This is a genomic window from Flavobacterium sp. LHD-80, assembly GCF_030929605.1.
Classification (GTDB): domain Bacteria; phylum Bacteroidota; class Bacteroidia; order Flavobacteriales; family Flavobacteriaceae; genus Flavobacterium.
In genome coordinates this window covers 143469-167936 of sequence record NZ_JAVFVS010000011.1, presented here as the reverse complement: position 1 = coordinate 167936, position 24468 = coordinate 143469, and the positions used below count along the sequence as shown (strand labels likewise).

General features: G+C 30.4%; 26 protein-coding genes. All 26 read right to left on the bottom strand.

The window, feature by feature from the left end; all coding sequences use genetic code 11:
• Position 1: 1 nt before the first annotated feature.
• The 26 genes from RB619_RS15620 to RB619_RS15495 all read right to left on the bottom strand — a co-directional run bounded on the left by RB619_RS15620 (position 2) and on the right by RB619_RS15495 (position 24468).
• Complete coding sequence (locus tag RB619_RS15620; protein ID WP_308099105.1) at positions 2 to 916, bottom strand: glycosyltransferase family 2 protein; 915 nt, start codon at positions 914 to 916, stop codon at positions 2 to 4.
• Positions 917 to 1966, bottom strand: a complete 1050-nt coding sequence (locus tag RB619_RS15615; RefSeq protein ID WP_308099104.1) for an acyltransferase — start codon at positions 1964 to 1966, stop codon at positions 917 to 919.
• A gap of 11 nt (positions 1967 to 1977) precedes the next feature.
• Positions 1978 to 2805, bottom strand: a complete 828-nt coding sequence (locus tag RB619_RS15610; RefSeq protein ID WP_308099102.1) for a glycosyltransferase family A protein — start codon at positions 2803 to 2805, stop codon at positions 1978 to 1980.
• Between the two features lie 2 nt (positions 2806 to 2807).
• Positions 2808 to 3587: a glycosyltransferase family 2 protein gene (locus RB619_RS15605; RefSeq protein ID WP_308099100.1), complete on the bottom strand. Its 780-nt coding sequence runs from the start codon at positions 3585 to 3587 to the stop codon at positions 2808 to 2810.
• 14 nt (positions 3588 to 3601) lie between these two features.
• Positions 3602 to 4819: a glycosyltransferase gene (locus RB619_RS15600; RefSeq protein ID WP_308099098.1), complete on the bottom strand. Its 1218-nt coding sequence runs from the start codon at positions 4817 to 4819 to the stop codon at positions 3602 to 3604.
• Positions 4816 to 5913, bottom strand: a complete 1098-nt coding sequence (locus tag RB619_RS15595; RefSeq protein ID WP_308099096.1) for a DegT/DnrJ/EryC1/StrS family aminotransferase — start codon at positions 5911 to 5913, stop codon at positions 4816 to 4818. The genes RB619_RS15600 and RB619_RS15595 overlap by 4 nt, the downstream gene beginning before the upstream one ends.
• A 1-nt stretch (position 5914) precedes the next feature.
• On the bottom strand, positions 5915 to 6664 hold the full coding sequence (locus RB619_RS15590; RefSeq protein ID WP_308099094.1) for a class I SAM-dependent methyltransferase: 750 nt from the start codon (positions 6662 to 6664) through the stop codon (positions 5915 to 5917).
• 2 nt (positions 6665 to 6666) lie between these two features.
• Positions 6667 to 7095 carry a hypothetical protein gene (locus RB619_RS15585; protein ID WP_308099092.1) on the bottom strand — a complete coding sequence of 143 codons (429 nt, stop codon included), beginning with the start codon at positions 7093 to 7095 and terminating at the stop codon, positions 6667 to 6669.
• Positions 7092 to 8057, bottom strand: coding sequence for a sugar transferase (locus tag RB619_RS15580; RefSeq protein ID WP_308099090.1), 966 nt, complete (start codon positions 8055 to 8057; stop codon positions 7092 to 7094). Before RB619_RS15580 ends, RB619_RS15585 begins: the two co-directional genes overlap by 4 nt.
• A complete protein-coding gene (locus tag RB619_RS15575; RefSeq protein ID WP_308099088.1) occupies positions 8050 to 8754 on the bottom strand; it encodes an FkbM family methyltransferase in 705 nt (234 codons plus the stop codon). Before RB619_RS15575 ends, RB619_RS15580 begins: the two co-directional genes overlap by 8 nt.
• A complete protein-coding gene (locus RB619_RS15570; RefSeq protein WP_308099087.1) occupies positions 8730 to 10019 on the bottom strand; it encodes an ABC transporter ATP-binding protein in 1290 nt (429 codons plus the stop codon). Before RB619_RS15570 ends, RB619_RS15575 begins: the two co-directional genes overlap by 25 nt.
• Positions 10020 to 10061: 42 nt before the next feature.
• A complete protein-coding gene (locus RB619_RS15565; RefSeq protein ID WP_308099085.1) occupies positions 10062 to 10928 on the bottom strand; it encodes an ABC transporter permease in 867 nt (288 codons plus the stop codon).
• A gap of 151 nt (positions 10929 to 11079) precedes the next feature.
• The gene (locus RB619_RS15560; RefSeq protein ID WP_374119722.1) at positions 11080 to 13023 is read right to left on the bottom strand and encodes a polysaccharide biosynthesis protein; all 1944 of its coding nucleotides are present in this window, start codon (positions 13021 to 13023) and stop codon (positions 11080 to 11082) included.
• A 112-nt stretch (positions 13024 to 13135) separates the two neighbouring features.
• A complete protein-coding gene (gene rfbA, locus RB619_RS15555; RefSeq protein WP_308099081.1) occupies positions 13136 to 14014 on the bottom strand; it encodes a glucose-1-phosphate thymidylyltransferase RfbA in 879 nt (292 codons plus the stop codon).
• Positions 14015 to 14105: 91 nt separating this feature from the next.
• Positions 14106 to 14948, bottom strand: a complete 843-nt coding sequence (rfbD, locus tag RB619_RS15550; RefSeq protein ID WP_308099079.1) for a dTDP-4-dehydrorhamnose reductase — start codon at positions 14946 to 14948, stop codon at positions 14106 to 14108.
• On the bottom strand, positions 14948 to 15496 hold the full coding sequence (gene rfbC, locus RB619_RS15545) for a dTDP-4-dehydrorhamnose 3,5-epimerase (protein ID WP_308099077.1): 549 nt from the start codon (positions 15494 to 15496) through the stop codon (positions 14948 to 14950). Before rfbC ends, rfbD begins: the two co-directional genes overlap by 1 nt.
• A gap of 18 nt (positions 15497 to 15514) precedes the next feature.
• Positions 15515 to 16648, bottom strand: a complete 1134-nt coding sequence (locus tag RB619_RS15540) for an aminotransferase class I/II-fold pyridoxal phosphate-dependent enzyme (protein ID WP_308099075.1) — start codon at positions 16646 to 16648, stop codon at positions 15515 to 15517.
• Positions 16641 to 17078, bottom strand: a complete 438-nt coding sequence (locus RB619_RS15535; protein WP_308099073.1) for a WxcM-like domain-containing protein — start codon at positions 17076 to 17078, stop codon at positions 16641 to 16643. The genes RB619_RS15540 and RB619_RS15535 overlap by 8 nt, the downstream gene beginning before the upstream one ends.
• A gap of 56 nt (positions 17079 to 17134) precedes the next feature.
• Entirely contained in the window at positions 17135 to 18295 is a 1161-nt protein-coding gene (locus RB619_RS15530) for a DegT/DnrJ/EryC1/StrS family aminotransferase (RefSeq protein WP_308099071.1), read from the bottom strand.
• Entirely contained in the window at positions 18292 to 18882 is a 591-nt protein-coding gene (locus tag RB619_RS15525; protein WP_308099069.1) for a sugar transferase, read from the bottom strand. Before RB619_RS15525 ends, RB619_RS15530 begins: the two co-directional genes overlap by 4 nt.
• Positions 18866 to 19477, bottom strand: coding sequence for a GNAT family N-acetyltransferase (locus RB619_RS15520; RefSeq protein WP_308099067.1), 612 nt, complete (start codon positions 19475 to 19477; stop codon positions 18866 to 18868). Before RB619_RS15520 ends, RB619_RS15525 begins: the two co-directional genes overlap by 17 nt.
• Before the next feature lie 92 nt (positions 19478 to 19569).
• Entirely contained in the window at positions 19570 to 20697 is a 1128-nt protein-coding gene (locus RB619_RS15515; protein WP_308099065.1) for an N-acetyl sugar amidotransferase, read from the bottom strand.
• Positions 20698 to 20715: 18 nt separating this feature from the next.
• Positions 20716 to 21477 (bottom strand): AglZ/HisF2 family acetamidino modification protein, encoded by a 762-nt coding sequence (locus tag RB619_RS15510; protein ID WP_308099063.1) that lies wholly within the window; start codon positions 21475 to 21477, stop codon positions 20716 to 20718.
• Positions 21477 to 22109, bottom strand: a complete 633-nt coding sequence (gene hisH, locus RB619_RS15505; RefSeq protein WP_308099061.1) for an imidazole glycerol phosphate synthase subunit HisH — start codon at positions 22107 to 22109, stop codon at positions 21477 to 21479. Before hisH ends, RB619_RS15510 begins: the two co-directional genes overlap by 1 nt.
• Before the next feature lie 11 nt (positions 22110 to 22120).
• Positions 22121 to 23365, bottom strand: a complete 1245-nt coding sequence (locus tag RB619_RS15500) for a glycosyltransferase family 4 protein (RefSeq protein WP_308099059.1) — start codon at positions 23363 to 23365, stop codon at positions 22121 to 22123.
• The gene (locus RB619_RS15495; protein WP_308099057.1) at positions 23365 to 24468 is read right to left on the bottom strand and encodes a DegT/DnrJ/EryC1/StrS family aminotransferase; all 1104 of its coding nucleotides are present in this window, start codon (positions 24466 to 24468) and stop codon (positions 23365 to 23367) included. The genes RB619_RS15500 and RB619_RS15495 overlap by 1 nt, the downstream gene beginning before the upstream one ends.

The following is a 24468-nucleotide window of genomic DNA, read 5'->3' as shown; positions in this document are numbered from 1 at the left end:
TCTAATTTTTGATTTTCTTTTTACTTCTGTGAATTAGAATTCTTCTTATCAACTTAGATAAGTGAATTAGGCTAAAATTCTTGAAATAAAATTTCAGTAAAAATAAATATTCCTTAAAACTAATTTTTCTATATTTTTTTATTTCAATTTCAAAAATCAACAATAAATGCAACGTTTGATTTTTAGTGAATAAAACTAATTTTTCAGTTATCAAATCAGTCATAAATAGAACTGAAGCCTTATTTTTTAAAATTTTATTGTCTCTTTTGCCCGAAATACTGACATTTGATTCTCGTATAAATACAAGACTTTCATTAATAGTAAAAATTAGCTTCTGTTCACAAAAATCAATCCAGGCCATATCGTCGCTGTGCCAAGCTAGCGGATACGTCCGAAATTTATATTTAGTATAAATTTTCTTTGAAAATAAATACTCAGACAAAGAACTCCGTGTTAGAAAATTAGCTTTTCTACAAAAAGAATCAGAAGCCGTTTCCCATTTGGGATGCAAAAAAGATTCTGATACAGTTCCGCTTTTTTCATTTATTATTTTAGTTGCAAATCTGACAACATTAGATTTATCATCAAATTCTATTTTCTTTTTATAGAATTCTTCAACAACATTCTTACCTAAAACATCATCATCTCCCAAAATCATAATCCATTCTTCATTTTCAGTTAAATCGATACACCGTTCCCATTGTCGAGTAAGGGAAATACTTCCTAAATTTGATTGAAATCGAAAATAATCAAGATTAAATCTGCCCTTATATTTTTCTATTAATTGTTTCGGATTGTCTGGACTTGCATCATCGCCAATATAAACTTTAAATCTCTTATCTGTCTGATTAGCTAATGATTTTAAGGTCTCTTCGAAAAAAAGAAGATTAAAATATGGGATGACTATTGCAAGCATCTAATTTAGCGATTGAAAATTTGGAGAATAGCCTGAAAAAAAATCTTTTAACTTTAAAAATTTTTTCTCCACTAAATTCCATGATAAGTAACCAAATAATAATGAGGCTAAAACTGACCAAAACATAAGGTGCAACGTATCGAACTTGAAGAAATACATCAATGTTTGCTGAATTGGGAAACTATAAATATAAACACCATATGAAAAATCACCAATTTTATGCATTTCATTAAAAGGTCTAAATGATTGGATTCCCAATAAAATAACAGTGAATGTCAAAAATATATATTTCACATTATTATAAAAGCCAAAATAAAAAGATGTGATCAGCGCTAAAACTGAAAAACCCATCAGAAGCGGTTTTCTATTTATCTTTTCAATTTTAACTACTGCTAATAACGCACCACCCATAAAAAATGTCCCGAATTCTAATAAGTAAAAACTAGATAACCCATAAAAATTAAATGGTTCAAAGAGTTTTAATGAAAAAACTTCTATAACAAACATTATTAAAAATGCACCCAAAATTAGACCTTGTTTTGCTTTCTTGTTTTTCATAAAAAACAAGAAAGCAAGTAAGATATAAAATGTAAATTCATAACAAATAGTCCATAAAGACCCATTAATGGCACTTGGATAAGGATTATTTTCAAAAACTCCTTTTATGTCATACTTTAAATTGTAAAGAGATAAATTTCTTATCATGTACCAGTAAACACTTTTGTTTTGTAAATAATACATTGAACCCTCATATACAAAAGGAGCAAGAATCAATGTTAATAATAAAACTACAAAAAGGGCAGGAAATAATCGCAATACCCTTTTCCAAAAATAGATGGTAAGTGTTTTACTTCGATCTAAACTTTGAAAAATCAAGTAACCACTTATTATAAAAAATCCGTTTACGCCTAAACTGGAAAATTCGGTTTGATCATTAGTAAAATGACCTAACCAATTTTCTGAAATATTGGACCCTGACAATGGATAAGAATGAGCAATTACAACAAATAGAGCAAAAATTAAACGCAAAAAGTCAAAATTATTCTTCATAAAGTAATCTGCTATTTAAAAAAATCGAGTTTAAAAAATGCTTTTAAAAAAACTTTAAGAGCTATTCGTTTATTAGAAATATTTTTAAAACTCTCTTTTTTTAATAATTTGATTTCTTGCTCTAATGCGATAAAAGATCCTTTTTGCACAACAAAAAAATCGGCGTGTTTAATACTTAAATATTCAAACAATTCTTTTCTTTCGCTATTTTTTAAATCTTTCTGTCTTGAATTTGTTTTTATTCTATAGTAAAAGCCCACATCTTCAAGTTTAAAAACTTCTCCGGAATTCTTTAACAATGCAATCCAAAACTCCCAATCTTCGAGACCTGTAACCATCTTTTCATCATAACCGCCAATAAGTTCCCAATCTGATTTTTTGTATAAAGCAGAACAAAAAATCAGATTATCAGAAGAAAGTTCTTGAAGTGTAAAATTTGGTAAATTCCACGAGCCAACTTCATCTCCAAATTTTTCGGCTCTACAATACACCAGTTTTAATGAATTATTTTCCTCAAAAGCAATAACTGCTTTTTCAATATAATTCATTCCTATTTTATCATCGGCGTCTAGAGGTAAAATAAACACTCCCTGTGCAACACCTATACCAACATTTCGCGCACTACTTACGCCACCATTTTCTTTTTCAATATATTTAAAACGAAGATCCTTTGCCTGCCATTTTTTTGCTATTATGCCTACATCATCAGGACTTCCATCATTAACAATAATACATTCCCAATCTATATAAGTTTGCTGTAAAACTGACTGAAGGCATTCATCCAGATATTGTGCCTGGTTATAACATGGCACGATAATCGAAATTAATGTGTTTTTCATTTTTAAAATTTATTCAGCAATCCTAATTTTATTAATAATTGAATTTTTTTTGACTTCTTTAAATTCGAAATTAGCTGCTTTTGCTTATTGGACTCATCCAAATCATTTAAGAAAGCTGAAAATTCAGATTCTAAAACCAATTGTTTTTCATCAAAAATTATTTTTTGGTTTTTGGGATCTGAGCTCAAACCATCTAAATAAAACGTTGATAGAGTTTGATCAATTCTAATATAAGAGCTGTTAAACTTGCAAATACTTTGTATAAAAAATTTCCAATCAGAAACAATTTTCAAATTCTCATCGAATAAACCAACTTTATGGAATAAAATCTTTTTTATAAAAGTTGCAGGATGTGGCAGCGTATCTTTTGCTAAATAAGAAAAAAACAAATTATCAGTATAGGTACGTATCCAAGATGCAGTTTGATCTACTATGTTTAGATTAAAATAAATTAGATCTTTTTCGACTAAAAACTTATTACACTTTTGCAAAACATCGTTGTTATAAAAATGATCTCCACTATTCAAAAATAATAGATACTCACCTTTTGCTTTTATAACGCCTTTGTTCATAGCGTTATAAACGCCAGTATCTTTTTCGTTGATCCAATAATCAATTTTATCACTTTTCGATTCTATATATGCCACACTTCCATCTGTCGAACCTCCGTCAATAATAATGTATTCAAACTCTTGCCAAGTTTGGTTTATGATACTTTCTACTGTTCTTTTTAATCCGTCAAGATTGTTAAAGTTGATGGTTATAATAGATAATTTTGACATTCTTTTTTAATCTTTTAAAAAATTTTATCATTTGTTCCCCAACAAAATCGTACGCTTTTGATTTCTGAAAATGCGCTATCTATTTGATTTAATGCGTTTTTTATATTAAATTTAGAATTATACAAACGAGATTCTCCATTTTGTTTATCCTCAATCATTTTAATTATCATTTCTGCCATTTCTTTTGGTTTTAATGGGTCAAAATAATAAGCATAATCAACCAATTGCTCTTTATGTCCCTCTAAATTTGAACAAGCTACAAAACATCCTAATTCTGCTGCTTCCAGTAATGGCATATTTGTTGGGCCTAAAAAAGTAGGCATTACCAACCCTTGAGAATTTATATAAATCCATTTTAATTCTTCAATTTTAACAAATCCTAAATCTAAAACTTCATTGGATAATTTTAGTTCTTCAATCAATTTTAAAATATAATCTTTATTGCCTTTATCTGAACCACTAAAAATAAGCTTCAAATTTGGAAAGTTTGACAAAACAATCTTAAATGCTAATAATAAGTTGTAATGATTTTTATGGCTCCAAAACTGAGCAGGATAATGAATAAAAAATAAATCATTACTTAATTTGTCCGGTTTTGAAGCAATAATTTTTTCATTGATTATTTCAGATGGAAAAATTGGAACGACTTTAATTCTTTTTTCATTTAAATTCAAATATTTTATCGCTTCTTGTTTTCCATGTTCAGATTCTGAAAACACCATTAAAGCTTTCTGCAGAAAGATATCATGATGCTGTTTCCTTGATTCGTAAACTTTATTCATGCTGACCTCAGGAAAAGCATACATAGACAGGTGACCAATGTCCCATAATGTATAGATGTATGGAAAATTATCAATTAAACAACCCGGTATAGGATAATATATCAAATCAACGACCTTATACATTTCATCCTTAATCAACTCATTGATCCTCTCTTTTTCTTTAGAATAATCAACTGTTATAGTTTGCAGTCTAAATTTATCGGCTACTTTTTTTAATATCCTGTTGCGCAATGGCAAAACCGGAGGGATAAAATCGAGTGTTTGTATTTCGTAACTTTTATCCTTTTTATCCCAGAGACTGGAAAATTTTTTAGAAATAAAAATAATTTCAGCATCTGCAAAAGCATAATCATATATTGCATTAATTAGTTGAGAATAATAACCAAATCCACCCCCTTTTTCTGGTTGATAGTCTTCATTAACCCAAATTCCAACTCGTAATTTTCTCATCTTAAAAGCAATTCACAAACTGTTGCTATTTCTTCATTAGACAGCCCCAAACCACTTGGAATATAAAATCCATTTCGAGCTAATTTTTCTGCCACAGGATAGGATTCGCTTTTAAACAACCCCATTTTTTTAAAAATTGGCTGCTCGTGCATGCACCAAAAAAATGGTCTTGTTCCTATTTGTGCATTATTTAGTTTTTTGACCAGATCTTCTTGTTGTTTTTCACTATCAGCTAACAGTCCAAAAACCCAATAAATATTTTCTGCATAATCTGTCTTTTTTAAAGGAAATTGAAACCCAGTAAGCCCTTTTAGTCCTTCATTATATAAACTACCAATTTCTCGTTTCCTTTGAATATGATAATCTATTTTTTCTAATTGGGCAACACCTAAAGCGGCTTGCAGATTTGTCATTCTATAATTCCAACCTATCTCATTATGCACAAAACGCCTTCCTTTTGTTTCAAAAGCTAAATTTCTCAGTTTTTTACATTGTTCAGCAATATCTTCATCGTTACAGACAATCATTCCTCCTTCTCCTGTTGTAATGTGTTTATTGGGATAAAAACTAAAAATACTTATATCTCCAAAACTGCCACACATTTTGCCTTTATAGGTTTGCCCGTGCATTTCGGCTGCGTCTTCAATCAGTTTTAAATTGTATTTTTCACATAATGCCAAAACGGGATCCATATCAACTGGCAATCCATAAATATGAACGACAAGTATTGCCTTGGTTTTAGAAGTAATTTTCGCTTCAATTTGACTTACATCCATATTCCATGTAATTGGATCACTATCGACTAAAACTGGTGTGGCTCCAGTTGTAACAACAGATTGCGCTGGAGAAATAATCGTAAAAGTTGGCATTATAACCTCATCATCTTTACCTATACCTAATGCTTTTACAGCTATATCTAAAGCTGCTGAACCATTTGAAACAGCCATTGCGTGTTTTCTATTTACATATTGAGCAAACTCTGTTTCAAATCTTGTAACAAAAGCACCTTCTGAAGATATCCAACCGGATTCAATACATTCAGTTACATATTTCAACTCATTCCCAGACAATAAGGGCGTATTTACTGGTATCATTTTATTTTTTTCTTAAAATTAAACAAACTCCCCACGTATTTTCTGAAGGCTCGTTTTTAGTTAAAAATTCTTCTGATTTAAGAATCTCAAAACCAGCAATTTTTGCTAGTAAATCCAATTCTGGTATAGAAAAATGACGCATTGGGTGTAGTTCTTTCAAAACTTCCGTTTGAGATGTCTTTTTATCCTGAATATGGACTTCGAAATTCACATCAACAATATTGGTTAGTGTATGAACAGTAGATTCTGCAATTCGCACGACCGAAATAGATTCATCTTCTAATCTTTTAATTCTAGTTTCAGGTTTTAAACTATAGACAGCGGGTGTGTACCAAAAATCGAACAGAAATATTCCGTGTGGTTTTAAATGCTTATGGACCAATCTCAGACAATTAATTAAGGAATCATTATGAGTTAAATAACTGATTACATGAAAGAGAGAAATTACTGCATCAAATTCTTGATTCACCTCAAAATCAGTTATATCAGCTTGAATTGGTTTAAAATTAAGAATTTTCTTTTGCAATGATTCCTGCACCATACTTTGACTTCGCTCTATCCCAGTTATATTGAATCCGTTTTGAGATAAAAAATAAGCATGTGATCCGCTACCTGAACCCAATTCTAATATATTTTTTGCAGAAGAATCAAATTCTTTTAAAACCTGTATTATATAGTCTACTTCCTCTTTATAATTTTTGTCTTTATAAAGCAAGTCGTAATATTTACTATAATTCTGAAAATTTGCCATTTTTATCTTATTTTCAAATTAGAATCGTCCACTGGAGTAAATCTCACTTTATCCCTATCACCACAATAAGGGCCTTGTTTAACTTCAATCAATTCAGATTCTTCTAGCATTTTGAATCCATGTCCACCATCAGAAAGCAAGATTACATCTCCTTTTTCTAAAACAGCACTTTGTACGTAGTTTTGCTCATTGTCATAAAAATCAACTCGAATTTTCCCACTTCTCACCAATAGGACCTCTTGTGTCAAATGCACTTTACGAGGCACTAAATTATGACGGTGAGGCTCTATAACATAACCTTCGGGTCTGCTCATGTATCCTAACTGTTGCGAATCATTATCATTAGTAAAAAACTCAATGCCTTCTTTTTTAAAATCCGATCGGATTATAATAGCAAGTAAAAGATTATTATGTTGAATATTTTCTATCATTTTATAATTTTTTCCCATATAACAAAAATAATTGGCGGTATAAATAATTTAATTATTCTTTTTATTTTTTTGATCACTAATTCTTTTTTTTCTTTACCGTGATAATTTCCTTTTCCAGAATAACCTAATTTAAATGCTGTAATTACTTTATTAATTTCTTCTACTTCAATTGTGTAAAAATTAGAAGATGAAAAATTCATCGGAGGAGTGATATTCACATTTGCATGAGTTGCTTCATTAGACTCTTTATGATTAGTCATTGAAAGGTTTGGATAAAGTGTCAACCAGCCTTTTAAAACACAAACTGCTTGCCAGCGTATTGCCCATGAATCAACTTTTCCTTGTTTTTGCAAATTTAACATATTCATAAAATCATAAGCACCATAAGCATTAAAGACATCCCTTTTAGCTTCATCTTCTTCTAATTGTTTTATCAAATCATCAACATTTGGATTAAAACATTGCCATCTGTCTTTCCAAGTTGCCCAACCCCAGCAATCCGGCAATGGTACAAAAAAATAATTAGGGTATTTTTTTCCACATGCAAAAAAATTGCAAGCTCCTATTTGACCAACTTTCAAATTCTTCTCATACCTATCTAATGAATCATTCATGTATGCCAAAAAAACAGGAGATATAACTAAATCATCCTCCAAAACAATAACCTTTCCATGATTATTTAAAACTTCGGTAACCCCTTCAATTATAGAATTGGCTAGGCCTTTATTTTCTGGTTGAATTTTAATTATTACTTTCTTAAATCTATTTTCTGCAACAACTAATGCCCTAACAGCCTCAATTTTCAAAAAATCTTCATCAACTGCACTTGTTTTAGCGCCATCACAAAAAACATACAGAATACTATGCTTAGCTTCTCCATTTTGAGCAAGAGAATTCAATACTTGCTGGGTATGGAAAGGACGATTATAGGTAAAAAGAACTATGGGGGCATAATTATTCATTCTTTTTATATATTGAGGTATTAAATGTTCTGCACACTAAGGAATAATCATATTGTTTTAAATATAAGCTTATTTCTCCCTCATTTAAGATATTTTCAATTGAAGTTCTTAATTCCTCTATTAAAATATAATTAGGTTTATATTTAGACCAATCATTTGATTGTAAAACTTCCAAATCAAGTCCTTCTACATCAATACTTAAAAAATCAATTTTTTGGAAATTTTCGATATATTCATCTAAAATTTTAGCTAAGGGAAAAGTTTTAATTTTCCTTTCTTCAGTAATATAAAATTGGCCATTATTAATACCGTTCTTTAAATTAGCCTCAACCGTATTAAAAGTATTTAAAGCTGGCTCATTAAAAATATAATAAGTTAACATCTCTTCTTCTTTAGAAATCCCAATTTCTAGGTTAATATCCCTTGGTCTAACTTTATTAAATTCTTGCATTATCCCGGGCATTGGATCAATATTAATACCTTTCCACCCTTTTAAGTAAAATAAATAAGTGTTTGAGAATCTTTGTGGATGATGTGCACCAATATCCAAATAAAAACCATCTTTTTTTTCTTCAAAGATTCTACTTAAAAGTATATCTTCTCCTTCTTGGGAATAAGCCTTATTGAAAAACTCTTCTTTTAAAGAAGGTTTCTTTACTAAAATAATTTTTTTTACAATTCTTTTGATGATTCCCATGTGCCTTTGATTAAAAACGGGGTATTTATTTCACTAATTTTTCCTGTTGAATAAAAATTTCCTTTTTCAACATCAATTATTGCTAATGGTTCCTTTAACCAGTCTGATTCAACACCATCCACTTCAATTCTCCCTTTAATAATAATTCTCCCATCATTAAAAGGAAATTGTTTTATTTGACAACGAATACTTAACAATTCAGTTTCTTCTCCACTAAAAGTAATATCCTGAAAATCACTATACAAATAAGTTAATACATCTTCATATTGATTATGCAACGAAAAACCAAGATTAATTTTTTTTGACTTTTTTTTGACTTTTATTATAAAAACAAAATTAACAGAATCTCCTGTAAGTATTTTATCTATAGGATTTCCAGCTAAATCTTCTATAAAAAATTCATGAAATCTAACATTTCCATTACCGCTTCTATTTTGAATCTCAAATAACTTTGTTGAATCATATCCTTCATAATTAATCAAATACGCATTTAAAGCTGCATCAATATCACCCTGAAAAACTAACCTTCCATTCTCCATAACTATTCCTTTTGTGCACAACTGCTTCACCGCTGCCATATTATGACTAACAAACAATACAGTGCGTCCTTGACCTTTAGAAATGTCCTTCATTTTACCAATTGCTTTTTTCTGAAACTCAGCATCACCAACAGCTAAAACCTCATCTACGACTAAAATTTCAGGCTCCAAAAATGCTGCCACAGCAAAGGCCAAACGAACTGTCATCCCTGAACTATATCTTTTAACTGGAGTATCGATATAACGTTCACAACCTGAAAATTCAATAATTTCATCAAGTTTCGAAGCAATTTCTTTTTTAGTCATTCCAAGAATGGCGCCATTCAAAAAGATATTTTCTCTTCCTGTCATTTCGCCATGAAAACCAGTCCCTACTTCTAAAAGTGATGCAATACGTCCACGAGATTTTATACTACCAGTCGTGGGAGCTGTAACTTTAGATAAAATTTTTAACAGTGTTGATTTTCCTGCACCATTTTTACCAATGATTCCTAAAACTTCACCACGCTCAACTTCAAAGTTTATATCCTGCAAAGCCCAAACATACTCTGAAGTGCCTTTAGAGGAACGATCATTTACATCTCCGATCTTTAAATAGGGATTTTCCTTGCCACGAATTTCATGCCACCAACGGTTTAAATCATGCCGAATAGTTCCCGTGCCTACTTGTCCTAAACGATATTGTTTAGAAATATTTTCAGCTTTTAAAATTATATCTTTTTCCAATTTTGAAGTTTAATTAAAGAAGTATTTTCGAAGACTAAATGTTTAGACTGTATCGATAAAAGTTTTTTCTGTCTTATTGAAAGCTAAAACTCCCATAAAAAAAACGCAACAAGTGAAAACAAAAGTATAAAGTATTCCTAAGGGCGAAATCTTACCAACATTTAAAAGCATATAACGAGAGGTTTCGATTATATAAGCTAATGGATTATACGCTACAAGCCAGCCAAATTTTGGTATTTTTTGTTTAATCAATTCCATTGGATACATAACCGCAGAAAGATACATTAGTAATTGAACACCAAAACCCACCAAATTACTAAAATCTCGATATTTTGTCACTACAGAGGAAATAAGCATTCCTAATCCTAGTCCTAAAACCCCCATTAATACTACTAAAAGAGGAAAAAAAACAACTGCTGCGTTAATACCAATAACTGCACCTTGCCAAAAAAAATAAATATAAAACACGATAAAAATTAGAAACTGAATTCCAAATTTTATCAAATTAGAAATAACAACCGATAATGGCGTTATAATCCTAGGGAAATATACTTTCCCAAAAATCCCTGCATTACCGGCAAACGTGTTTGATGTCCCATTTAAACATGACGTAAAATAATTCCAGACAGTAATTCCAGCTAGATTGAATAAAAATGGCGGAACTGTTCCTGTATTAATCCCCGCTACGTTATTGAAGATTATTGTAAAAGTTATAGAAGTAAATAAAGGCTGAATTAAATACCAAAGTGGCCCTAAGACAGTTTGTTTGTATACCGTAATTATATCACGTTTAACAAAAAGAAACAATAAGTCTCTATATTGCCAGACTTCTTTAAGGTTTAAAGAAAAGAACTTATTTTTAGGTGTTATTTCAAACAACCATTCATTAGGATTTGGGGAATCACTCATTTTGCTTATATGTTCTGTTTATTAATTGAATTAAAGTGCCCAAATCCTATCTTTTAACAGGATTTTTACCCTTTAACAAAATTTCTTAAAATAGAAAGAGGCGTTTATAAAAAACACCTCTTTTAACTATAAATTTTCTTCAAATGTAAAATTATTTATCCAAAACTTCAAAAGCAGAATTCATACTTTTAAACTCGGGAACAATTTTTTTCATTTTTGCCACGATGTCATCATTATCATAGAAATCAGCAATACCAATCAGTTCATCAATATCGGTATGCAGGCTTTCATATTCATCCTGAATTTCTTGAGCAATCATTATCTTATTATGATATGTTGGTAACGTTTTAGAAGTATCATTTAATAATTCTTCATAAAGTTTTTCTCCTGGGCGCAAACCAACAATCTTTATCTTTATTTCTTTATCTGGAATAAAACCCGCTAATTTGATCATTTTTTTAGCCAAATCAATAATACGAACAGGTTTGCCCATGTCAAAAATATAAATTTCACCCCCATTACCCATTGCTCCAGCTTCAAGAACCAATTGGCAAGCTTCGGGAATAGTCATAAAATAACGAATAATATCTTGATGCGTTATAGTGACTGGACCTCCTTCTGCAATTTGTTTCGTAAATAAAGGAACAACTGATCCATTTGATCCTAAAACATTTCCAAAACGTGTTGTGATGAACTTTGTGCTACTATCAATATTTTCTCTTTGATTCTTTAAAAACAAAGATTGTACGTATTTTTCTGCAATTCGCTTACTCGCTCCCATGACATTACTAGGATTAACAGCCTTGTCTGTTGAAACCATAACAAATTTCTTGACATGGTACTTACATGACAAATCTGCTAAATTTTTTGTTCCTTTAATATTTGTCAAAATAGCCTGTGATGGGTTTTCTTCCATTAATGGAACATGTTTATAAGCTGCTGCGTGAAAAACGACATGCGGATTATAATTTTTGAAGACTTTCTCTAAAGCTTTTTTGCTTTTTACATCGGCAATTACAGCAACTATTTTAGTTTCTGCTTTAGTTGCGAAAGTTTCTAAACATAAATTATGTAGGGGAGTTTCAGCATGATCAAGAATGATTACAACTTTTGGGTTGAAGCCAAGAACTTGTCTAACGATCTCACTTCCTATAGAACCAGCTGCACCAGTAATTAAAATTGTCTTGTCTTTTAATTGCTTAGAAATTGACTTACTGTCCAACACAATAGGTTTTCTTTCTAATAAATCTTCAATCTGAATATTCTTAACTTTCTGAGAAATTTCTTTTTGATTTTCCCAATCCGAAATTAATGGAACCGTATAAACTCTATAATTGAATTCCAGACATTGATCTACAATAATTAATTGTTCATCTTTTGACAAACTTTTATCAGCAATAATCACTCCTTCTGCAGCAACAGAACGCATTAAAGCCGGTAATTTTTTTCTTAGAATCAAAATTGGCAAATCAAGCATTCTCTTGGATGCATTTTGATTGTTTTTGTCTACAAAACCAACAATTTTAAATCGAGAAGGCGTTTCAAATTTTAAGGCGTTGGCAACAGATATGGCATTGGCATCTGTTCCGTAAATTACAGTTCTAATCAGTTTTGTATTTGCCTTTTCTGAAAAATATAACTCAAAAGTTTGTTTAACAATTACACGATACAAAAAAAGTCCACAAAATGATAAAACCAAATTGATGAAAAGGGCAGTATTTAAAAATGCTTTATGCCCTGTATATAATTCAAAAACTAAATTGAAAAATAAAAAGAACACCAAGACTGACATTTGGGAGAACAACAGCTTTATTGCATCAATGTAAGAGGAATGCCTAATAATTCCTGAGTAAGTTCTGAACAGCCAGAAGAAAAATATATTAATTATTATTAAACTAGAAACAAAGTAAAAATCATGAGATGTAATAATGTAGCCCAACGCCGTTCCTTCAAACAGCATATAGGTAAACGTAAAAGAAAAAATCAAAACCATTACATCTATCGCAACAATAATCCATCTAGGTAGATAACTTAGATTATTGATATTAGCTTTCAGATTCCTTGGTGATAAAAAAGTATAAAGCAAGGACGACATTTTTGTTGATTTTTCGGTATCCAATTTGGTTTAGTTTAGTTTTGTAAACTTATAATATCTTACAAAAATACAAATTAAAGGCTTAAATCGTTATTTATAAAAGAAATTAAATTTATCCTCTTTTTTCTTTTACTTTTAAAAAATCTAACAAATATGTTCCGTATCCTGATTTAACTAAAGGTGTGGCTATTTTTTGAAGTTGATCGTCATTAATAAAACCTTGCCTCCAAGCAATCTCCTCAATACATCCTACTTTCAATCCTTGTCTTTCTTCCAAAACTTGAACAAATTGCCCAGCCTGCATTAAACTATTAAAAGTTCCTGTATCCAACCAAGCTGTTCCTCTGCTTAAAATACCAACTTTTAAAGCGTCTCTTTCTAAGTAAACTTTATTAACATCTGTAATTTCATATTCACCACGGGCGCTTGGTTCAATATTTTTTGCAATTTCCACTACAGAATTGTCATAAAAATACAATCCAGGAACTGCGTAACTTGATTTTGGTTCAAGTGGCTTTTCTTCTATAGAAACTGCTTTAAAATTTTCATCAAATTCAACAACTCCATACCTCTCCGGATCTGAAACATGATAAGCAAAAACAACCCCTCCTTTTGGTTTTGTATTTGATTTTAAAAGCTCTTGCATATTTGAACCGAAAAATATATTATCTCCCAGTATTAAAGCTACATCATCATTACCAATAAACTCTTCCCCAATTACGAAAGCTTGAGCTAAGCCATTAGGTATTAATTGTTCAGCATAACTAAACTTACAACCGATTGAATTTCCATTACCTAAAAGTTTTTTAAAATTAGGCAAATCATGAGGAGTTGAAATAATCAAAATCTCATTAATACCCGCCATCATCAAAGTCGATAATGGATAATAAATCATCGGTTTATCATATATGGGCATCATTTGCTTACTCATTGCTAATGTCAATGGGTGTAAACGGGTACCAGAACCTCCAGCTAATATTATTCCTTTCATAAAATTGATTTTAGATTTTTAGATTTTAGATTTTAGATTTCCCTTAAATTGAAACTATATACCTAAATCTTTTAAATCATTTCATATTTGCTCAAAACATTTTTTTTAAACTTTCCTTGTAATCTGGAATAGCTAAATTGTAAATCTCTTTAATTTTTTTCTTATCTAATAATGAAAATTTTGGGCGTTTAGCAGGAGTAAAATAAGATAATGATGGCACGCCTACTACATTACAATTGTACCCGCCTAATTCTTTAATGCTCAACGCAAAGTCGTACCAACTTATTTCACCTTCATTTGAATAATTATAAATTCCAGGAATCCAGTTTAGAGATTCAACGATATCAATCATTACTTTCGCCAAATCATTGGCATAAGTTGGTGAGCCAATTTGGTCGTTAACTACATTTATCGTTTCTCTTTCCTGCATTAATCGCTGCATAGTTTTAACGAAATTATTACCAAACTTACTATAAACCCATGAAGTCCTAATAATAATTGAATCTGGATTTTCTTTTAAACATGCAATCTCTCCAAACAATTTACTTTCTCCATATATATTTATTGGATTTGTTTTTGCCTCTTCATTTAAACCAATTGATGATGACCCATCAAAAACATAATCTGTTGAAATATGAATCAATTTAATTTTATTTTGAAAAGCATATTTTGCAATTAAATTTACCGCTGAATAATTTATTCTGAAGGCTAGATCAATTTCTTCTTCAGCTTTATCAACTGCAGTATATGCACCGCAATTAAAAATAATATCAGGATTAATTTCATTTAATTGAAAGTCCAAAAATTCCAAATCATCTAATGTTACTTTCTTTCTGTCGGCAAATATCCACTCAAATTGTGGATATGAAGATGACAAAACTGAAAGCTCAGATCCTAATTGACCTTTTGCACCAGTGACCAAAATCTTTTTCATTAAAACAAACTTTTGCAATTTTCAATATAGGGAAGAAATTGATCTTTTTCAGATATAATTGCGTCGTTGATATCTATTCCCCAGTTAATATTTAAAGAAGGATCATTATACTTTATTCCGCCTTCAGAAGCCTTGTTATAAAATTGGTCACATTTGTACATTACACAAGCCGTTTCGCTTATTACAGAAAAACCATGAGCAAAACCTTGCGGAATAAATAATTGTTTTTTATTCTCTTCAGATAATAGTATGCTGAATGCTTTTCCATAAGTAGCAGAATTTTTTCTCAAATCTACAGCTACATCAATAATCTCTCCCTGTAATACACTTAATAATTTAGTTTGCGCAAAAGGTGGATTTTGAAAATGCAATCCCCTTAAAGTATTTTTCTTTGAAAAAGACTGATTATCCTGAACGTATTCTATATCAATTCCAAAATCAGAAAATTTTTCTTTATTATATGATTCAAAAAAATAGCCTCTTTCATCTTTGATAATTTTGGGTTCGACTATTAATAAATCTTTAATATATGTTTCCTTAATTTTCATGTACACTAAAACTCTTTTTTATTTTTTAAAAAAATTAAAAATCACTTTTTTTATTCTATTCATTTCTTCGATTGTTAAATTTGATCCTGAAGGCAAACATAATCCCATTTCAAATAAGCTCTCAGCAACTTTTCCTCCATAGTAAGGATATTTTTCAAAAACTGGCTGTAAATGCATTGGCTTCCATAAAGGCCTACTTTCAATATTTTCTTGATCTAACGCAATTCTTAAATCTTCACTTCTTTTTCCGCTTTGTGGCAATATTAAGATTGCATTTAACCAATGAATAGATTCATAGTCCTGATTTAAAACTTGCAAAAGTTCTACATCTTCTATCTGATCAAAAATCTCTTTATAAAATTTATGATTTTCTTTTCTTCTAAGAATATTTTCATTTAGTACTTTTATTTGCCCCAACCCTACGCCTGCACAAATATTACTCATTCTGTAATTATATCCAATTTCACTGTGCTGATAATGTACTGCTGGGTCTTTAGCTTGAGTTGAGTAAAAAATAGCTTTCTTTTTTTGAGAAAGGTTTCTAGTAACTAAAGCTCCGCCACTTGAAGTAGTAATAATTTTATTTCCATTAAATGAAAATATACTTACATCACCAAAAGTACCACATTTTCTGTCTTTATATGTGCTCCCTAAGGCTTCAGCACTGTCCTCTATCACAGGAATAGAATATTTATATGCAACTGCATGAATTTCATCAACCTTATATGGAACACCATATAAATGAACCGCAATAATCGCTTTTGGCTTCTTTCCTTTTCTAATTCGATCTTTAATTGCAACTTCCAATTGCTCGGGACAAATATTCCAAGTATCCACCTCACTATCAACAAATACAGGAGTAGCATTTTGATATACAATAGGGTTTGCAGAAGCCGAGAATGTCAAACTTTGACAAATAACCTCATCGTTTTCATTAATGCCTAGTAAAATTAAAGCAAGGTGTATCGCTGAAGTTCCTGAGTTTAAAGCCGACACAAACGATTTTTCTCCTAAGTAATTTTCCAATACATTTTCGAACTCATCAACATTAGGACCTCCAGTAGTAATCCATTTTGTTGTTAAAGCCCTTGTAATGTATTCTTTTTCAAATCCACTTTCTTGACATACCGATAAATATATTCTCTCATTCATTAATACGCCAATAATCCGAAGGATAACGAACACTATCGTCACCTACATTATTCAAAGGTAATGTTGTAAACGATATCAATTTTGAATTTGATTCCAAAAATTCAATGGCATTAGCATAACCTTCTGGAATATGAAGTATATTGCTTTCCCCTGAAGTAAGTAATATGCTTTCTACCTGTAAGTCTTTCGAAGGAGATTCCCATTTGTCTATTTTTACAAAATGAACCCTAACTTTTCCATGGACACAATAAAAAAATTTATTATCTATTTTGTGCCCTTGCCAGCCTCTTAATGGATACTCATCTGAATTGCAAATTATATAAAATCGCTCAATAATATCAAACTTAAAATCATTAACAAACGAAATCTGCCCTCGTTGATCTGTATGAATTCCTCCCTTTATTAAATGAGGTAGTTTAATTTGTTTCAATATAATATAGTTTATTTAGAACAAATTTTATTTACATACTATTCTTAAAATATAGACTAAGCTAATATATTTTTAACTGCATCAACAATGTATTGCAGTTCTTCACTAGTCATATAAGGATATAAAGGCAAAGAAACATTTCCTGACCAAGTTAACTCGGCATTTGGATAATCTTCTTTAATCAAATTGTATCGTTCCTTATAATAGGTTAATTGATGAATCGGTTTGTAGTGTACAGAAGTACCAACTCCTTGCTCCGACATTTTTTCAATAAATTCATTTCTAGAGATTGAAGCTTTTTGGTTTAAAACGATTGGAAATAAATGCCAAGCATGATCTTCCAATTCACCATGACATATTGGCAAATCTATCATAGATAAATCTTTCAATTTTTCATAATAAAACTGTACTGCCTTTTGTCTCTCAGATCTAAACAATTCAGCTTTTTCTAACTGTCCTAATCCAATAGCAGCAGCTAAATCTGGCATATTATATTTGTATCCAGCATCAATAACATCATATTCCCAAGATGGAGTTTTTGATGTAAATCGATCCCATATATCTCTATTAATCCCATGCAAACGCATAGTTTTCACCCTCTTATACACACTTTCATCATTAGTGACTAGCATCCCTCCTTCTCCCGTTGTTATTGTTTTATTTGCATAAAAACTAAAACAAGTAATATCTCCAAAAGTGCCTACTAATTGCCCATCCTTTCGAGTTGGAAATGCATGAGCTGCATCTTCCATAATTTTTATTCCATGACGATTACAAATCTCAATTAATTCTTTGATTTGAGCAGCTTGACCACCATAATGAACAACAATTAACAACTTAATGTCTTTATGTTTTTCTATTGCTTTTTCTAAAATCTCTGGTGTAATCAAATTAGTACCATATTCTGTATCGATTGGAATTATCTCTGCGCCAATATACCTTACAACTTCTCCGGTTGCTGCAAATGTCATACTTGGTATAAGTACTTTATCTCCAGCTTTTATTCCTAATGCATCGATTCCGAGATGCAATGCGGCTGTACAAGAATTTACAGCACAAGCATATTTGGCTCCAATAAAATCAGCAAATTTTTTTTCAAACTCAAGTGTTTTTCCTGCCGTAGTTAACCAGCCAGAATCTAATACCTCATTTAAATATTTTCTTTCACTATCTCCTATGAAAATTTTAGAAAAAGGAATTTTAGTTATTGTACTCATTTTATGATTATTTCTTTGATTGTTGTTAAAATAATTTTCGCATCCATGAAAACAGAATGATTCTCGACATAGTCAATATACATTCTAAGTTTTTTAGGCAAAATTTCTTCTTTATATGTTAGTGTTGGATCCTGAGAATTAGCTAATATTTCTTCTTCATTCCTAAACATTATCGAAGCATTATCTGTTATTCCTGGACGTATTCTATGAACAATTTTCCATTGATCTGGATAAATTTGCGTCCATTGTTGCACTTCTGGTCTCGGCCCTACGATAGACATATCACCAACTAAAACATTTATTAATTGTGGTAATTCATCCATTTTAGTTTTACGTAATACACTTCCCAGAGGGGTAATACGTGAAGAATCTCCCGCATCAAAGCTACCACTTGTTTTTCCCGAAGCCACACTCATTGTTCTAAACTTAAAGAGCTTAAAGAGCTTACCATTTCTACCTACTCTAGACTGAACAAAAAAAACAGGACCAGGCATTTTAATTTTGATCAACAGTGCAATAAATATGAAAGGCATTATTAAAATAACTAGACCGATTAAAGAAAATAAAAAATCAATTATCCTTTTCATCTAACTTTTTTATCAATTTATACATATGCCTATTTGGGTAAGCTATGAAATCATAATATACTTCATAACCTGATTTGTTATAAAATTTTATAACATTATCATTATTATTATAATCAGTAGTCAAAGCAATTTTTGATGCTTGATGACATTTCGCTTTTTTCTCAAATTCATCTAATAGAACTTTTCCATAACCAGAACCTTTAAGATCTGGTAGAATAGCGATAGACAACAACTCTGCATATTGTTTGTCATCTTTTTTATCCGATTTTTTATTTATATTTTTAAATAGTCTAAAGATAACTTTTGGTCTATTTAATGAAACAAGTAAAAGACTTTTAAAAAAAAGAAAGCTATTTTGCAACAGTAGTGTTTTATGGTATCCAAGTGATTTACTTGTACCTGTAGCAAATCCGTATAACTTTTCTTCATTATCAAATAAACCGATTCCAATGCTCTTATTGTTATTAATAGAAGCTGCGTAATATGTTTCAAGAAAGTGTCTGCCTAAAGATGTTAAGAAAAAATCTTTGAAAGATTTTTCATGAACTTCTGCTACTTTTTTCACATCTGAGATTTTTAAATCTCTTATTTCCATGTCTTTTAGTTTAAAATATTAATTAACTTTCCAGTATTTCTGACAGTTAATCTTCTCATTCGTTTTATAAACTTAAAAAAGGTGTTTTACTATTAGCCAACTCGGATAATATAATTTCTTGCAACTCGAATTATACTATGAAATCTTTTCCACAAGCTTTCATTATTAGGATAATCTGCATAAGTTTTATTTGGTGATTTCATAATTACGTCAAACTCATCTTCAGTAAGACCTAACTTTTTAATTACATAATCTCTATCTTGATCTAACATTTCTTTAGGGGCTGGCGGTTTACTTATTTCTTCTAGAGCTTCATCTCTAGAAATTTGACCAGAACAAACCAATGCTGATAAATATGATTTTCTCAAATCGTAGCCAAATTTAACTGGTAAATAAAAAGCATGAAAAAATCTAGTAAATATAGACTCATAGTGCTTTCCTCCATAATCCTGCCATCCAAGTTCATCGATAAGTTTTTGTTTCGCTTCCGCTTTATTATACGGTATATAATTTAGAATAGGAACCCATCTAATTCCTCTAACCAACAAATAATCAACATAATCCAATGTTGACAAACTTGGATAAGTTTTCATCTTAACTTTTCCAAACTGTTTGTGAAGAGATTTTATTAATTTTGAATCTTTAGATCCATATAACCATGATTCTGGCATGATCGATTCTGTAACAACATTATTACCTGCTATGATATATGGAATTTTCATTTTAGCGGCAGTCTTAATTAAAAGTGCCCAGATTGCATGGTCAGTTGGGATTTCAATGTTAGAAATAGAAGATTTTATAAATGAAGTCTGAATATCTCTAAATTCTTTCCAGTCTAAAACATAAGTATCAAGATCAATATCCAAACGCTTAACAATTTGCTCAACATTTGCAACAGCTAATTCTGTATTCCATCCATTGTCAAGATGAATGGCAAAAGCTCGAAGACCATATTTCTTTTTTATAACATAAGCAACATAAGAACTATCTACACCACCACTTAATCCAATCAAACAATCATATCTTGAATTTTTTCCTTTACGCTTTATCTCTTCAATTAATTTCTCTAATTTCTCTTCACCTCCTTTATCAGTATGCACATCATTAACAAGTACATTATCATAATTATGGCAAAAATTACAAACTCCATCGTTATCGAATGTTATTTCTTTTGCCGTTTCATCCATTATACAACGGCTACAAACTTTTACTTTATTCATTTTTTTTGATTAATATGATTATTCTTTTAATTCTTGTTCAAGTTGATCTGCAGTGATGTAACTTATTAATACAGCTCTATGCACTCCTTGAAAAACAAACATTGATCCTGCTGCAACGGCAGAAGCACCTGCTTTTATAGCTTTAATAAAATCATTAATTGTACCAGCTCCCCCTGCAGAAACAACAGGTATATCGAGCATTGCAGTAACTTTTCCTACGAGATCCAAGTCATATCCTTGCATTGTTCCGTCTTTGTCTATATTATTAATTACTAATTCGCCAAAACCTATTTCTTGAATTAATTTAATACAGCTATCCAGACTTATATTTTGCTTCTTTTTTCCGCTATTTGAAAAAATTTTGTAATTACCCCAAATATCTTTTTTAACATCTATCGATGCAACAATACTTTGGCTGCCATAAATTTTTATAGCCTCTTCAATTAGTTCTTTGTTCTCAAAAATAACTGAATTCAAAATTACTTTCTCAACTCCTATATTAAATAATTGTTCGATATGTTCCATTTTTGAGATCCCACCTCCATATCCAACTGGCATAAATGCTTCGGAAACAATTTCTTTAATCTCCATAAAATTTGGAGATGTTCCATTTCTACTAGCACCAATATCCAACAATACTAACTCGTCAACTTCTTTTTTATTAAAAATTTTAACCGCATTTATTGGATCACCAATGTATCGGTCTTTCGAAAATTTCACTGTCTTAACCAGTCCTCCATCGTTTAACAATAGAATTGGTATTATTCTAGTCCTTAGCATTAATATTTTTCTAAAAAGTTCTTAAATAAAGTAACCCCAAAACGATGGCTTTTTTCTGGATGAAATTGTGCTCCTATCAAATTATCGACTTGAAAAGAAGAAACAAAATCAAATCCGTATGTTGTTTTTGTAAGTATATCGATTTCATTTTGACATTTTACAAAGTAGGAATGGACAAAATAAAACCTAGAATCATCATCTAAACCTTCCAAAATATCTGATGCTTTATTAACATGGATTTTATTCCATCCCATATGAGGAACTTTAAGTTTGGAATCTGTTCCAAAATCAAATTTTTTAACTTCTGCATTAATAAATGAAAGACCTGGCAAACTACCTTCTTCACTAGATTCACACATAATTTGCATTCCTAAACATATTCCTAAAAATGGTTTTTTCTTAACTAAAGCCATTTCTTTTAGGACATCCATTAGACCTAAATTTTCAATATTGGTCATTGCGCGATCAAAATGACCAACTCCGGGTAAAATAATTTTATCGGCATCAGATATAATATTCGGTTCAGAGCTTATTATAGCTTTTACGCCCAAATATTTTAACATGTTATCTATTGAACCAATATTTCCCATACCATAATCAATAATAACAACTTTTTGATTTTTATATTCCATTAAATGATTTTCTAAATTTGGCTAATCAATTCAACATAACGTTCCGTTAGTAACTTGTAATCGTAATTCTCAGAAGCATTTCTCGCATTTATACAAATTGCATTATATTCATTCCTATCCATTTTATAAAAAGACAAAATTGCATCTGCATATTCCTTAGAATTTTTAAATTCTTTGGCTATACCAATGTTAAACTTTTTAATAGGGCAATAATTCATTTCTACATTCGCACAAATAGGTTTTCCACTTGCCATGTATTGAAAAGATTTACTCTGACTACCGCCATAACGAAGAATTGAACTTGGTTTATAATTCAATATATTTAAAGAACTTTTACTCAAAATATAAGGCACATATTTAAGTTCTACCCATTTTTGCTTGAAAACAACATTTTCAATTTTGTTATCTTTACAATATTGTTCTAAGGTTGATCTATCTTCTCCATCTCCATAAATTAAAAATTTAATATCAGACACATCTTTTAAATGCTGAGCCGCTTCTACTAATTGCATAACATTATTGGCAAGTCGAATTGATCCTATATAAATGACTTTAAAAATATGATCATTCTCTAAATCATCATCTGATATTTTATAATTTATTTTGTTATAATCAAAGTCTTTTAAATCTACGCCATTGTTGATATAGTGTACATTATTAATATCTATTTTACCCCCTTGATCAATATCCCATTTTTTTTCTTTAATGTAATCTTTTCCTCCTTCCATTGAAAAAATAAGCAAGTCTGCTTTTTTATAGAGCCAATATTCTGCCCAATATGCAAGTTTAACTAATGGATTTTTTTTAGATACTAAACCATAAGCAACAAAAGATTCCGGCCATAAATCAACAATATCGACAATAAATTTGGCTTTAATTTTTTTAGCAACAAAATAAGTGATATTGCCAAAAGGAACGGCAGCTAAATGAGAAATAAAATCAGGTTTTTCAAAACGTGATGCATACCACCATAGCCTAAAATAAAACTGCAAAATGCTATAAATTCGAATTAAACCATTAGAATTATAATTAAATGTTCTAATATGAATAAACTTCTGTCCATCTTCATATTCTGCAAATTTATATGATGCCTTATCATCAATCAAATTGATATCAGTATTGTGAAGATAACTCCCACTTATAATTGTTACATCATAGCCTTTTAAGCGTAAATATTGTGCGCGCTTAAGAGTCTGGATTCTTGCCTCATACTTTGGAGGCATAGCAGCGGGATTAATTAACCAAACTTTTTTCACTACAGACTCCAGTTATTAATTGCGGCAACAACACTTGTAATCTCTTCTTCTGTCATAACAGGACTAATTGGCAAACTTAATTCCTCGTTATGAATTTGTTCTGTTATTGGAAATGACATTTCATTATACTCTTTATAACATAACTGTTTATGAGGAGGAATCGGGTAATGAATCAAGGTCTGCACTTCATTAGCTGTAAGATATTGCTGGAGTTCTTTTCTGTTTTTTGAAAAAATTGGAAATAAATGAAAAACATGACTATTCCAATCTGAAAGCGCTGGTATAACAACTAAAGAATTTTTTATTTCATTCATATACCTGCGAGCAACATGCTTTCTTGCTTCGACATCTCGATCAAGATATTTTAATTTCACATCCAATACAGCAGCTTGAATTTCGTCTAATCTACTATTCAATCCTTTATACTTGCTTACATACTTTTCACTTGAACCATAATTAGCTAAGGCTCTAATTGTTTGCATTAGTTCATCATCATTAGTAGTAACTGCTCCTGCATCTCCTAAAGCTCCTAAATTTTTGCCTGGATAAAAACTGTGCCCTGACGCATCACCAATAGCACCCGTTTTAACATTTCCAAATAAGCAACCATGAGCCTGCGCATTATCTTCTATAAGTTTTAAGTTATATTTTTTACATAAACTTCCAATTTTATCAGTATAACTACATCTACCATAAAGGTGTACAATCATAATAGCTTTGGTCTTATCTGAAATAATCTCTTCAACTCTGCTATCATCAATCTGAAGTGTTATAGGGTCTGGTTCTACAAAAACTGGAATCAAATTGTTATCAGTAATTGCCAATACTGATGCTATATAAGTATTTATTGGAACTATTACTTCATCTCCTTCATTTAATACACCAAGTTCGATATAGGCTCTCAAAATAAGTCTTAAAGCATCCAAACCATTAGCAACTCCAATTGCATGCTTTGTGCCTATATAATTAGAATAATTTTTTTCAAATGTATTGTTTGCCTCGCCTTGCAAATACCATCCAGAAGAAACTACTTTGTTTATAGCATCTTGAATTTCATTTGAAAATTCATCATTTATTTTCTTTAGATTTAAGAATGGAATCAT